10 protein-coding genes and 1 pseudogene are annotated in these 13,226 nt (G+C 68.3%); 5 read left to right on the top strand and 6 right to left on the bottom strand.

The window, feature by feature from the left end; genetic code table 11:
• Positions 1 to 7: 7 nt before the first annotated feature.
• From ACFCYE_RS08005 to ACFCYE_RS07990, 4 genes and pseudogenes are all read right to left on the bottom strand, one after another.
• Positions 8 to 763 (bottom strand): type 1 glutamine amidotransferase, encoded by a 756-nt coding sequence (locus ACFCYE_RS08005; RefSeq protein ID WP_376177767.1) that lies wholly within the window; start codon positions 761 to 763, stop codon positions 8 to 10.
• The gene (locus ACFCYE_RS08000) at positions 760 to 2,076 is read right to left on the bottom strand and encodes a MurT ligase domain-containing protein (RefSeq protein ID WP_376177766.1); all 1,317 of its coding nucleotides are present in this window, start codon (positions 2,074 to 2,076) and stop codon (positions 760 to 762) included. Before ACFCYE_RS08000 ends, ACFCYE_RS08005 begins: the two co-directional genes overlap by 4 nt.
• Positions 2,076 to 3,332, bottom strand: a pseudogene (locus ACFCYE_RS07995) (RNA polymerase sigma factor); the annotation flags it as partial. The gene ACFCYE_RS08000 and the pseudogene ACFCYE_RS07995, both read right to left, overlap by 1 nt.
• Positions 3,333 to 3,471: 139 nt before the next feature.
• Positions 3,472 to 4,416 (bottom strand): proteasome assembly chaperone family protein, encoded by a 945-nt coding sequence (locus ACFCYE_RS07990; protein WP_376177765.1) that lies wholly within the window; start codon positions 4,414 to 4,416, stop codon positions 3,472 to 3,474.
• Positions 4,417 to 4,523: 107 nt separating this feature from the next.
• Between ACFCYE_RS07990 and ACFCYE_RS07985 the strand changes: the two genes are divergently transcribed.
• The 3 genes from ACFCYE_RS07985 to sucB all read left to right on the top strand — a co-directional run bounded on the left by ACFCYE_RS07985 (position 4,524) and on the right by sucB (position 9,233).
• Positions 4,524 to 6,011 carry a leucyl aminopeptidase gene (locus ACFCYE_RS07985; protein WP_376177764.1) on the top strand — a complete coding sequence of 496 codons (1,488 nt, stop codon included), beginning with the start codon at positions 4,524 to 4,526 and terminating at the stop codon, positions 6,009 to 6,011.
• The gene (gene lpdA, locus ACFCYE_RS07980) at positions 6,008 to 7,381 is read left to right on the top strand and encodes a dihydrolipoyl dehydrogenase (protein WP_376177763.1); all 1,374 of its coding nucleotides are present in this window, start codon (positions 6,008 to 6,010) and stop codon (positions 7,379 to 7,381) included. The genes ACFCYE_RS07985 and lpdA overlap by 4 nt, the downstream gene beginning before the upstream one ends.
• Before the next feature lie 64 nt (positions 7,382 to 7,445).
• Positions 7,446 to 9,233, top strand: a complete 1,788-nt coding sequence (gene sucB / locus ACFCYE_RS07975) for a 2-oxoglutarate dehydrogenase, E2 component, dihydrolipoamide succinyltransferase (protein WP_376177762.1) — start codon at positions 7,446 to 7,448, stop codon at positions 9,231 to 9,233.
• A gap of 3 nt (positions 9,234 to 9,236) precedes the next feature.
• On the opposite strand, the gene ACFCYE_RS07970 is transcribed toward sucB, so the two are convergent.
• The gene (locus ACFCYE_RS07970) at positions 9,237 to 10,598 is read right to left on the bottom strand and encodes a hypothetical protein (RefSeq protein WP_376177760.1); all 1,362 of its coding nucleotides are present in this window, start codon (positions 10,596 to 10,598) and stop codon (positions 9,237 to 9,239) included.
• Between the two features lie 159 nt (positions 10,599 to 10,757).
• On the opposite strand from ACFCYE_RS07970, the gene ACFCYE_RS07965 reads away from it, so the two are divergent.
• Positions 10,758 to 11,468: a DUF4191 family protein gene (locus tag ACFCYE_RS07965; protein ID WP_376177759.1), complete on the top strand. Its 711-nt coding sequence runs from the start codon at positions 10,758 to 10,760 to the stop codon at positions 11,466 to 11,468.
• Positions 11,469 to 11,528: 60 nt separating this feature from the next.
• Here ACFCYE_RS07965 and ACFCYE_RS07960 read toward each other — a convergent pair whose 3' ends face one another.
• Positions 11,529 to 12,713: a RimK family alpha-L-glutamate ligase gene (locus ACFCYE_RS07960; RefSeq protein WP_376177757.1), complete on the bottom strand. Its 1,185-nt coding sequence runs from the start codon at positions 12,711 to 12,713 to the stop codon at positions 11,529 to 11,531.
• A 26-nt stretch (positions 12,714 to 12,739) separates the two neighbouring features.
• Between ACFCYE_RS07960 and ACFCYE_RS07955 the strand changes: the two genes are divergently transcribed.
• Complete coding sequence (locus ACFCYE_RS07955) at positions 12,740 to 13,219, top strand: ATP-dependent zinc protease (protein WP_376177756.1); 480 nt, start codon at positions 12,740 to 12,742, stop codon at positions 13,217 to 13,219.
• The last annotated feature ends 7 nt before the right edge of the window (positions 13,220 to 13,226 follow it).

Raw genomic sequence — 13,226 nt, 5'->3', positions numbered from 1 at the left:
GCCTCCGTCACACCTTGATGGTCTTGAAACCCTTGTCGCGGGTGGGGCGCATCAGGATCTTCGTACGAGCGGCTTCGGCGTACTCGTCGAGTTCGCCCGAGACGACCGTCGCCGGCTCGAAACCGCGCCGCTCGCCGACCGTGCCGATCAGCACGTCGGTCAGCGCCGGGTTCAGCGGGAGCACCGGACCCTGGACATTGCCCGCGAACGCATTTCCGCGACGGACGAACTCACCGCGTCGCTCGCCGCGCGCGAAGCTGCCGTGGCCCTCGCGCACGACGCCGTAGGCGGCATCCGCATCCGTGAGGGTCCATTCGGAGGCATGGTCCTCGAAACCGACGACCGCGCCATCCTCCGTATCGACGATGATGTACCCGACCCGACGGTCGCGGACACGAGCGACGCGATACGGCAGGATGCCGAGACCGGACAGCTTCTCGCCGCCGGCGCTCTCGACGCCCTCACCGAGAAGCTCAGCGGATCCACCGATCGAGAACAGCGTTCCGCCGTCGGCGACGAAGGCCTCGAGCTCGCCCGCGCGGGCGGCCAGGTCGGCGTGGACGCCCCGCAGCGCGGAGAGCGGGCCGTTGCCGATCACGAGAACATCGAGATCGGCAGGCAGTTCCTCGCCGCGGTTCACCTTCACGCTGACGGCGTCGATCCCGCGGGCGGCGAAGCGCCGCTCGATCGCGAGGACGTTGCCTCGGTCTCCGGTGATGCCGAGCTCGGTCGGATACAGCTGGGCGATCGTGACCTGGGTCATCGGCGGGCCACCTCCTGGTCACCATGGCCGAGGATCCGACGGCCGATCATCATGAGCTCGTAGTTGACGAACCAGATCTGCCGGCCCGCCGTGGTCGTGGGAAGCGAACGCATGAGCGCCACCGCCTTCTCCATGTCGGGCTCGACGGTGCCGATCTGCACACCCGCATAGGCGAGCGCGAGGGCCAGTTGATGCGCCTTCTCCCCCGTGACCACGTCGACGCGCTGCAGCGCGGCGAAGTCGACGTCGTACAGCCAGGACGTATCGGGCGTCCCATCGTCGATCGCCATGAGCGTGCGCTCGGGCGTACCGTCGAGCGCGTCGAGGTTCATCTGCAGGCTCGGCGCGTTCTTGAACATCACGAACTCGACCTGCTCGCCGGCGGGGTCGCGGTGCAGCGGGATGACCTCGCCCCGTCCGTACGCCGGCGCCATGCGCGAGAACCCGTCTGCGGCCTTGGCCGACGAGAAGCGGTCACCGAGCACGCGGGAGGCGACGGTGAGAGCGGCCGCGGCATCCGCCGCGTAGTGCAGTCCTCGTGCCGGCAGCGTCAGGTCGACGTCGACGTCGTCGACGCTCACCGTGATGTCGCGTCCGGCGACCGAAAGCACCTCGCCGTAGGCCGGGTGCGACAGGCTCCCCGTGACCCCGCTGCGGGTGTCGTCGGCGTTGGCCAACCCGTGCGCGGCGGCCGCGACGATCTCCGGCGCGACGCCGAAGAAGGACAGCTCGCCCTGCAGAGTCGTCGCATCGATCTTGCTGAGATACGGGTCGTCGCGGTTGACGACCACGTGACCCGATGCGCGCGTCGAGGCGTCGAGCATCATGTCGGCGACGCGCTCGGTCTCGTAGAAGCGGAACAACTGGTCGACCTGGACGTTGAGCGAGAGGATCACCGCCGGCGAGAGCCGGTCGGCGAGCTCGGCCGCATATCCCTCATCGACCTCGAGCACGGCCACATCCGCACGGATGCGACCCGTCAGCGTCGCGTCGGCCAGCAGCGCGCTGGTCACGCCCTGGGGAAGGTTGGCACCGGTCGGGTTGGTGAACACCTTCAGACCGTGTGCGCGCAGCACCTCGCTGACCATGTGCGTCGTCGTCGTCTTGCCGTTCGAACCGAGGACGAAGATCACGCCGAAGGGGAACTGATCCGCAAGGGTCGGAAGCAGCGTCGGCGCGAGACGGTTCGTGAGGTAGCCGGGAAACGCCGATCCGCCACCGCGCAGACGCGTGGCGAAGCGGGCGAGCTTTCCCGCGAGTACGGGAAAGACGTACCGGATGCCTGCGGAGCGCGCCTGAGGAGCGGCCCCCATCATTCGAGGTAGTCCCGCAACGACTGCGAGCGGCTGGGGTGACGCAGCTTCGCCATCGTCTTGGACTCGATCTGACGGATCCGCTCACGGGTGACGCCGAACGTGTCGCCGATCTGGTCCAGCGTCTTGGGCTGACCGTCGCCGAGGCCGAAGCGCATGCGGATCACACCCGCCTCACGCTCCGAAAGGGAGTCGAGCAGCTGCTCGAGCTGGCGCTGCAGCATCGTGAAGCCGACGGCGTCAGCCGGGACGACCGCTTCGGTGTCCTCGATCAGGTCACCGAACTCGCTGTCGCCGTCCTCGCCGAGCGGAGTGTGCAGCGAAATCGGCTCACGGCCGTACTTCTGCACCTCGATGACCTTCTCCGGGGTCATGTCGAGCTCCTTGGAGAGCTCCTCGGGGGTGGGTTCGCGACCGAGATCCTGCAGCATCTGGCGCTGGACGCGCGCGAGCTTGTTGATGACCTCGACCATGTGCACCGGGATGCGGATCGTGCGGGCCTGGTCGGCCATCGCGCGCGTGATCGCCTGGCGGATCCACCACGTCGCGTACGTCGAGAACTTGAAGCCCTTGGTGTAGTCGAACTTCTCGACAGCACGGATCAGACCGAGGTTGCCCTCCTGGATGAGATCCAGGAACTGCATGCCTCGACCCGTGTAGCGCTTGGCGAGCGAGACGACCAGACGCAGGTTGGCCCCGAGCAGGTGGCTCTTGGCGCGCTGACCGTCACGGGCGACCCATTGCAGATCGAGACCGAGCTGGCTGGTCTTCTCCGCCGCCGTCATCGTCGACAGCTTCTCCTCGGCGAACAGACCGGCTTCGATGCGCATCGCGAGCTCGACCTCTTCGGCCGCGTTAAGCAGTGCGACCTTTCCGATCTGCTTCAGGTAGTCCTTGACCGGGTCGGCCGTCGCACCCGTGATCTGGGTGGAGTAGACCGGCACGTCTTCGTCGTCGTTCGACGAGATGACGATCGCCCCAGTGGGCAGCGGCTCGGTGAAAGCGGGCTTCTTGGCGTCGTCCTCGTCGTCGCCTTCGGCAGCAGCGGACTCGTCGACGTCGGCGTGGTCCTCTTCGACAACGTCCTCATCGGCCTTCTTGCGCCTCTTGACGGGGGCCTTGGCCTCCGCCTTCTTCGCAGGGGCCTTCTTCGCCGGTGCCTTGGCGGCAGCCGTCGTCTCTTCGGGCTCGACGATCTCGGCGTCGGAAGCGGTCTTCTTCGTCCGGGATGTCTTGGTCGTGGCAGCAGTCACGTTTCGCCTTTCACGAGCGGGCGTGACCCGCTCGGAACTTTTCGGACACTAGTAAGACCCTTGTCAAGTCTGCAGCCTGGGGCTGCGTCTTGACAACGGGTCGGACTACCAGTATCGCACATGTGCGAGGGTGCGGCGCGCCTCACGCCAATCCGTGTCGATCGTCCTCACCCGGAGGGCGCGACGCGAGGTAGCGCTCGAGCTCTGCGGCCAGCTCGTCGGCGCTGGGAAGATCGCGTTCGCTGAACCCGCCGGCGTCGGCTCGATCCGTATCGGTCGGATCGTAGCCCGCCATGTACGCGTCGTACCGGTGCTCCAGCGTCGTCAGCATCTGGCGGAGCTCATCGCTGGCCAGCACCTGATCGTCGACCTTCTTGACGAAGTCCTCGCGTTCCGCGTGCACGGCATCCATGGAGAGGACGAGTCCCGTGGCGCTCATCAGACGATCGGCCGCCGCGGTCACAGCATCCGGATTCTCCGTCTCGGCGAGATAGTGCGGCACCAGCAGCACGAACCCCGCCACTCGGTCACCGCGCTCGACGAAGCGGAATTCCAAGAGGTGGCCAGCGGTGGCCGGCACCTGGGTGCGTGGGCGCCAGATGGATTGCGCGGCGATCAACTCGGAGCGGTTGCCGCTGACGGTCGTCCCGATCGGACGGGTGTGCGGTACCGGCATGGCGATCGCGTGCACCCAGCTGACGCTGGCGACCTCGAACTCGGCGGCGAGGTCGAGCATCGCCTTCGAGAACGCGTTCCAGGCGAAGTCCGGCTCGTACCCCGAGAGCAGCAGGAAGGGCTGCCCCAGGACGTCGTGAGCCAGGGAGAGTTCGAGCCGAGACGGCCGGAACTGCGTCAGATGATCCTGCTCGAAGACGATCACGGGACGACGCGCGCGGTAGTCGAGCAGCACATCGTTGTCAAAGACCACGAGCGGTTGCGGATCGGTCGTCTCATGGAGGTGGTCGATGAGCCCGGATACGGCGCTGCCCGCATCCGTGAAGCCGGTCAGGAGCATGACGAGGGGCAGACCGGAAGGAACGGTCGGCGCGTTCGCCACACGTTCGAAGAGATCACCGGAGAAGGGCATATCCCCATGCTACGAGCAGCCCCGGATCGACGGGCCGGTGTCGCTGTCAGCGAACACGGTGCGAATCAGCCCGGGCTCGACGGGCGACGCATCCCTAGGATGGGAGCATGACGCTTCCCGTGCTCTCGCACACCACCGACGCATTTCCCGGGAGCGCTGCAGACGCCGCAGTGCTCGTCATCTCCGAAACCACCCCTGAAGCACTCGCCGCCTATCCTGGCCTGGCCGAGGCGCTCGAGGGCGTCGGCTTCACCGGCTCGGCGCACGCCTTCGCCCGCGTGCATCTGCCGGAGGTCTCCTCCGTGCCGCTCGCGGTCGTCAGCGCAGGCAGCCCCGCGACGACGTCGTCGGTGCGGGATGCCGCCGGCACTGCCGCGCGAACGCTGACCGGCTTCGCCACCGTGTCGATCGGCCTCACCGAAGATCTGGCGCAATTCGCCGCTGCGGCGGCCGAAGGCGCGGTCTACGGCGGCTACCGATTCGACGGCTACCGCTCCGAGACGGGAAAGAGCCGCGCCGACAAGATCATCGTCCACGGCGAGACGCTCGTGGATGCCGATATCGCCCGCGCCCAGACGCTCGGCGACGCGATGGCGCTCGTGAAGGACCTCGTCGCGGTGCCTGCGCAGTGGCAGAGCCCCGACGATCTCGCACGCAGCGCCGTCGAGAGCGTGGCCGACGCCGACATCTCGGTCGAGGTGCTCGACGAGACCGCGCTCGCAGAGCAGGGCTTCGGCGGCATCCTCGGCGTCGGACAGGGTTCCGACCGCCCGCCGCGCCTCGTGCGCCTGAGCTACTCGCCCGCAGATGCCGGCCGCCATATCGCTCTGGTCGGCAAGGGCATCACCTTCGACACCGGCGGCCTCTCGCTCAAGCCCGCGGCCAGCATGGTCGGCATGAAGTTCGACATGGCGGGTTCCGCGACGGTCCTCGCCGCGATCCGAGCGATCGCCGCCCTGCGGCTTCCGGTGCGCGTGACCGCTTGGATGTGCATCGCGGACAACATGCCGTCCGGACGCGCGACCCGCCCCGGCGATGTGCTGCGCATGCTGGACGGCACCACGGTCGAGGTGCTCAACACGGATGCCGAGGGCCGCCTCGTGCTCGCGGATGGTCTCGTCGCCGCGAGTCGCGAGAATCCGGATGTCATCATCGACGTCGCGACGCTCACCGGCGCGATCCTCGTGGCACTCGGTCACCGGCACACCGGTGTGATGGGCTCTGACGATGCCGTCGCCGAGTACCTGGAGGCCGCGGGCAGCGTCGGCGAACCCGCGTGGGCCCTACCGCTGCCGGAATACATGGCGGAGTCGCTCCAGTCCCCCATCGCCGACATGATCAACGCGAACATGGGCGACCGGGCAGGCGGGTCGATGTTCGCCGGTCTCTTCCTGCAGCGCTTCATCGGCCGCATCGGAGAGGGCGACGACGCACCGCGCATTCCGTGGGTGCATCTGGACATCGCCGGCTCCAGCGAGCACAGCGGCGCGCCGTACGGATTCGTGGACAAGGGACCGACGGCCGCGACCGTCCGCTCTCTCGTCGCCTTCGCTGAAGCGGCGGCTGACGCGAACAAGCGGGAGGACGTCGCATGAGCGCGCACACCTTCGATGTCGTCGTCCTCGGCGGCGGAAGCGGCGGATATGCCGCCGCGCTGCGCGCGGCGGAACTCGGCAAGAGCGTCGCGCTGATCGAGAAGGACAAGGTGGGCGGCACCTGCCTGCATCGCGGTTGCATCCCGACGAAGGCGCTCCTGCATGCGGCCGAGGTGGCCGACCATGTGCGCGATGCCGCATCCGTCGGAGTCACGGCGACGCTCCAGGGCGTCGACCCGGCAGGCGTGCGCACCTACCGCGAAGGCATCGTCGCCAAGAAGTTCAAGGGCCTCGAAGGACTGGTAAAGGCTCGCGGCATCACCGTCGTCGCCGGAGAAGGCCGATTGAATGCCGACTGTACGGTCTCGGTCGGCGACGACGTGTACACCGGCGTCGACGTCGTGCTGGCCACGGGGTCGTACAGCCGCAGCCTGCCTGGCCTCGAGATCAGCGGGCGCATCCTCGCGAGCGAGCAGGCCCTTGCGCTGGACGAGATCCCGGAGCGGGTGCTGATCCTCGGCGGCGGCGTCATCGGCGTCGAGTTCGCCAGCGTGTGGCGATCGTTCGGTGCCGAGGTCACCATCATCGAGGGACTCGAGCACCTCGTCCCCAACGAGGACATCGCACTGAGCAAGGGCCTGGAGCGCGCGTTCCGCCGTCGCGGCATCCAGTACTCGCTCGGAACCCGATTCCAATCGGCGCAGCAGGATGATTCCAGTGTCACGGTCACACTCGAGGACGGCCGGACGTACACGGGCGACTACCTGCTCGTTGCCGTCGGCCGCGGCCCGGCAACCGATGGACTCGGTTTCGCCGAGGCCGGGGTCACGCTGGACCGTGGATTCGTGATCGTCGACGAGCAGCTGCGCACCGGAGTGGCGGGGCTCTGGGCCGTCGGAGACATCGTCCCCGGTCTGCAGCTCGCGCACCGTGGGTTCCTGCAGGGGATCGCCGTCGCAGAACGGATCGCGGGGCTCTCCCCCGCGCCCGTTCCGGAATCGCAGATCCCCAAGATCACCTACTCGAATCCCGAAGTCGCGTCGGTCGGATTGTCCGAAGCCGCTGCCGTGGCCGAGCACGGCGCCGACGGCGTCGTCAGCTACGAGTACAACCTCGCCGGCAACGGCAAGAGCGAGATCATCGGCACCGGCGGGCTGGTCAAGGTCGTACGCCAGAAGGACGGTCCTGTCCTCGGCGTCCACCTCCTCGGCGATCGCGTCGGCGAGCTCATCACCGAGGGCCAGCTGGCCGTCGCCTGGGAAGCTCACCCCGAGGACATCGCACCTCTCATCCACGCTCATCCGACGCAGAGTGAGGCGCTGGGCGAGGCCTTCCTCGCACTCGCCGGAAAACCACTGCACGCGCTCTGAGCACCAACCGGCGTCCAGGTCAGTAAGCTTGATGCGTCACATACTTCCTTAAGGAGACTCTGTCATGAGCACATCCGTGGTCCTCCCCGCTCTCGGAGAGAGCGTCACCGAGGGTACGGTCACCCGCTGGCTCAAGCAGGTAGGAGACACCGTTCAGGCTGACGAAGGCCTGCTCGAGATCTCGACCGACAAGGTCGACACCGAGATCCCCTCGCCGGTTTCCGGCGTGATCGAGGAGATCCTTGTCGCCGAGGACGAGACCGTCGAGGTCGGCGCGCTGCTGGCGCGCATCGGCGATGGTTCCGCTGCCGCGCCCGCGTCGGATGCTCCGGCTGCCGCGCCGGCTGAGCCCGAGGCTGCACCGGCGGAGGCCGCTCCGGCTCCCGCAGAGCCCGCACCTGCCGCCGAGGCACCCGCCGCCGAGGCACCTGCTGCTCCGGCACCTGCCGCCGGAGGCGACAGCACCGAGGTCGTCCTGCCCGAATTGGGCGAGAGCGTCACCGAGGGAACGGTCACCCGCTGGTTGAAGCAGGTCGGCGAAGAGGTCGCCGTCGACGAGGCTCTGCTGGAGATCTCGACCGACAAGGTCGACACCGAGATCCCCTCGCCGGTCGCCGGCGTGCTCCAGGAGATCCTCGCCGCCGAGGATGAGACGGTCGCCGTCGGCGCCGTCCTCGCCCGCATCGGCTCGGGTGCACCTGCTGCTGCGGCGCCGGCCGACGAGGCTCCGGCCGCTCCCGCGCCCGCCGCTGAGGCTCCCGCGCCCGCCGCTGCCCCGGCACCCGCTGCTGCTCCGGCACCGGCCGCTGCTCCGGCACCCGCCGCTGCTCCGGCACCCGCCGCTGCTCCGGCACCCGCCGCTGCTCCGGCACCCGCCGCTGCTCCGGCACCGGCAGCCGCTCCGGCACCCGCCGCTGCTCCGGCTCCGGCAGCCGCCGCCGCTGAGTCCGACAGCGTGTACGTCACGCCGCTCGTGCGCCGCCTCGCTTCCCAGCAGGGCGTCGACCTCAGCACGGTCAAGGGAAGCGGCGTCGGCGGACGCATCCGCAAGGAGGACGTGCTGAAGGCGGCCGAGTCCGCGAAGTCCGCCCCTGCGGCGGCTGCGAAGCCGGCGCCGGCACCGCTCGAGGTCTCGCCGCTTCGCGGCACGACGCAGAAGATGTCGCGCCTGCGCAAGGTCGTCGCCGAGCGTGCCGTGGCATCGATGCAGCAGACGGCGCAGCTGACCACGTTCGTCGAGGTCGATGTGACGGCTCTCGCCAAGTACCGCGACAGCGTCAAGGGATCGTTCCAGCAGAAGACCGGCGACAAGCTCTCCTTCCTGCCGTTCTTCACGCTCGCCGCGGCCGAGGCACTGCAGGCGTTCCCGATCATCAACGCGACCGTGGATGGCGACAGCATCGTCTACCCGGCGTCGGAGAACATCTCCATCGCCGTCGACACCGAGCGCGGACTGCTCACGCCGGTCGTCCGGGATGCGGCGTCGAAGAACCTCGCACAGCTCGCGCACGAGATCGCGGACCTCGCCGCTCGGACGCGCGACAACAAGCTGAAGCCCGACGAGCTCGCCGGCGGCACCTTCACGGTGACCAACACGGGTTCGCGCGGCGCGCTGTTCGACACGCCGCTCGTGTTCCTCCCGCAGTCGGCGATTCTCGGCACCGGGACGGTGTTCAAGCGCCCCGGCGTGATCACCGTCGACGGCGTGGACGCGATCGCGGTTCGCTCGTACGTGTACCTCGCGATCTCGTACGATCACCGGATCATCGACGGTGCCGACGCCGCGCGGTTCCTCGGTGCGATCAAGGCGCGCCTCGAGGCCGCTCAGTTCGAGGCGAACCTCGGCGCCTGAGCCTCAATCGAACTCCGGCTGGTCCGCGACGTCATAGACGTCGCGGACCAGCCATTTCTCGTTCTGGCGCACCAGCACGAGCATCTGCTCACCCGTCTCGTCCGACCCCAGCCTGATCACAGCGAGATCCCCGTAGTCGTCCACGAGCGCAGGTTCGGCCGCGGCATCCGATCGAAGCACGTCCTGGACACGTGCGGTCGAATCTGCTGACAGCGCCTCCGTACATGCGTCGTCCGCCACGGCAGCGCAGTCGTCCAGAGCTGCCAGCACGGCAGCCGCCGACGTCAACGGGCCGTCGTCCCCCGTCGCAGCACCTCCCCGCGAGTCTCGGGTCTCGACCGCGCTGCTGTCCGGCGACGGCCTCGGCGTCGGCGCGTCGGCCACCGGCGTCGCGATCGCCGATCCGACCGCGAGGGACGACGCGGGTTCGTCGTCCGGCCACAGGAGACCGGCGCAGAGAACCGCGGCGGCCGAGGCCGCCGCGACCATCATCGGCCTTCGACGCGCTCGCGTCTGCGTCTGCGTCTGCGTCTGCTCCCGCATCATCCGCTTCGGACTCGATGACGCGAGCCGTCGTTCCCGTCGCGGTACGAGCGCCAGCGCCCGGCTCAGAAGCTGCGCGCACCACGCCAGCACAGGGCGCCGACGCGTACGCACGCGTCGGCGTTGCGGGGTCTCGCGGACCCCGACCCTCATCGATGCGATCGACGTCTCCTGTGGCGTGTGAGGCGTGCGCTGGTTCAGCTGAAGTGCCCGTGGTGCGGCGAAATCCAGCAGTTCACGCTCCCAGGCCCGCACCCGAGTGCCTGTGGGAATGCTGTCGGCCACGGACTCCTGAATCCCGCGCAGAATCCGTCGCTGAGCGCGATCCGCACACGCGGTCTGTGCCGAAGCCAGGATGTCGACCACTCCGTCGCGGGCCGACAACGTGCCGCCGGGAACGCACAGCGGGCGTCCGGCATCGGTCAGCCACCACTGCCCTGGGAACTCCGGATCCGCCCGCTCCGCGATCTCACGCAACCCGCGCAACATGCTCAGCACCAGGGTCACCCACTCGCCGGGTTCGAGGGGAGCGGACGCGGCGGTCCGTTGTGCGAGGAACGCCGTGACCCGCGTGGTGCACCACGGCATGAGTGCGCCGTGACCGGTCGCGGAGCGGGCGACGTCAGTCGGCGCGGCCACATGAGAAGCCCCGGTGAACCGCCAATCGATCGCGCACTCACCAGGATCGATGTCGCACCACACCCCGACGTCATCGCCGTCGGTGACGAGCGTGCCCTGCCACGGGCCCTCGCCTGCCGCGAGCGATCGGATCGATCGGTGCGCGCCCGCGACCAGCACGCCGTCATCCTTGGCCATCCTCATGCCACGAGCAGACCACACCTCGCGATTCCTGCGAGTACGGGGCTCCTGCGAACGCACAGCGCCGGGGAGAAGTCGCCGTCGGCTCCTGTCGGTGCAGGGTGAGTGCGCCCGCCGCGAACGCGTCACAGGTGCACACGCCGACTCGGTAGTCTTATACGCATGGCAAAGCGTGATCCCGAACCCGAGAAGCGTCCTGGGTTCTTCTCCCAGCTCAAGTCCCTGTTCCGGTTCACGCGCGAGGTCTACTCGTGGCTGCCCTGGGCGCAGATCGGGATCCTGGTCGCCGGAATCCTGCTCGGTCTCATCGTCGGCTACCTGATCCCGCCTTTCCAGGTGTGGACGCTGGTCCTGTGGGCGATCACCGGTCTCATGGTCGGTGTGCTCGGCGCGCTCATGCTGATGACGCGGATGTCCACGAAGGCGATGTACGCGAAGATCGACGGCATGCCCGGAGCATCCGGCCATGTGCTGAGCACCAGCCTGGGCCGCAACTGGCAGGCCTCCGACACCCCTGTGGGCATCAACCCGAAGACGCAGGAAGCCGTGTACCGCGCGGTCGGCCGTGGCGGCATCGTCGTCGTCGGTGAAGGCGCACGCGGCCGCCTGACGCGACTCGTGAACGAAGAGCGCACCAAGGCCCAGCGCGTCGCCCACGGCGTTCCTGTGACGGTGCTCTACGTGGGCCACGGCGATGACGAGGTCGCGATCGCCGATCTCTCCAAGACGATCAAGAAGCTGCCGAAGGCGATCGACAAGACGACGATGGCGGCCGTCATCCGGCGGATCGACTCCGTGTCGCAGTCCGTCACCTCGCTGCCGATTCCGAAGGGCGTCGATCCGATGAAGGCTCGCGCCCAGCGCCCTCGTTGACGCGATAGAGACCACCAGAAAGCGCCTCTGCTCCACACCGGGAGCAGAGGCGCTTCGCGTTCAGCCGCGAGCGTCCTTGGGCAGACGCCGCACCTTGGCGCGACGACGGCGCCGCTCCGGGATCATCGAGCGCATCTCCTCGAGTTTGCCGAAGCAGAGCAGGCGATCCCCCGCCTCCAGGACGACGTGCTTGCGCGGGTTGGGTATGACCGTCACCCCACGGTGCAGGGTCAGCGCGGTGATGTCGCGGTCCCACAGGCCCAGCTCTCCCAGTTGCTTGCCGACCTGTTCGGCGCCGGCGTGCATGACGAGCTCGGCCACGCCGTAGCCGGTGGACACGCTGAGACGCTGGCGTACATCGATCTCGGGGAACGCCACCTGGCCGGCGATGTAGTCGATGATGGCACCGGCGACGTCGAGGTTCGTCGCCTGCTCGATACCCTGCAGCCCCGGTGAGGAGTTCACTTCCATCACGAGCGGGCCGTCGTCGCCCTCGAGCATGTCGACACCGGCGACGCGCAACCCCATGATCTGCGCCGATCGCACGGCGGTCTGCTCGTAGATCGGGTCCAGCTCTACCGGTTCGACGGTGCCGCCGCGGTGCACGTTGGAGCGGAACTCGTCGCCAGCGGCCACGCGTCGCATCGCCGCGACGACCCGGTCGCCGACGACCAATGCGCGGATGTCACGGCCGCGGCTCTCGGCGACGAACTTCTGGATGAGGACGTTCTGCTTCGTCGAGTGCAGCGTCTCGATGATCGCCTCGGCGACCTTGACCTGCGGCGCGAGGATCACCCCGATCCCCTGCGTGCCCTCGAGCAGTTTGATCACGACGGGAGCGCCGCCGACCAGCTCGATCGCTGGCCGCACGTCGGCGCGGTTGCGCACGAAAGCAGTGGCCGGCATCGCGATGTGATGGCGCGACAGGATCTGGTTGGCCCGCAGTTTGTCCCGCGCCTGCGAGATGCCGTTCGCGGTGTTCGGCGTATAGACGTCCATCTGCTCGAACTGACGGACGACGGCCGTACCGAAGTACGTGATCGAGTTGCCGATCCGGGGCAGGATCGCGTCGTAGTCGCTGAGCGGACGTCCGCGGTACTGCAGATCGGGTTCATCCTCGGTGAGGTCGATGGCGAAGCGCAGGGTGTTGAGCACCTTCACCTCGTGTCCGCGCTGGACGGCGGCTGTGCGCAGCCGCTGGGTCGAGTAGGCGTGCGGCGCACGGGAGAGGACGGCGAGCTTCACGGGAATTTCCTGCCAGGATGTAGATCATGAGTCGGACACTCCATTCAAACACCCTCACGGGGTGGCGTGAATGGGTCAGCCTGCCGGATGCCGGCGTCGACTGGATCAAGGCGAAGATCGACACCGGTGCGCGCACGTCGTCGCTGCACGCCTACGACGTCGAGGAGTTCGAACGCGAGGGCGAGGAATGGGTCCGCTTCCGCGTGAAGCCCTGGCAGGAGAGCCAGAAGGACACCACGACCGTCGAGTGCCCCGTCCATGACAGGCGTCGGGTGCGCAGCTCTTCAGGTCACCAGCAGGATCGGCTGGTCGTGCTGCTGGCGATCCGCCTCGTCGATCGACTGATCGTCTCGGAGGTCACGCTGAGCAACCGGGACGAGATGGGCTTCCGGATGCTGATCGGACGCGAGGCGCTGCGCCGCGGATTCGTGGTCGACCCGGCTCGCTCGTTCCTGGGCGGCCGAGCACCGAAGGATATGCGCCGCCGCAATCGCGGTCGCAACTGAGTCAGGG

This window comes from Microbacterium sp. NPDC056234, from assembly GCF_042267585.1.
Taxonomy (GTDB): domain Bacteria; phylum Actinomycetota; class Actinomycetes; order Actinomycetales; family Microbacteriaceae; genus Microbacterium.
This window is presented reverse-complemented; position numbering and strand designations above follow the sequence as displayed.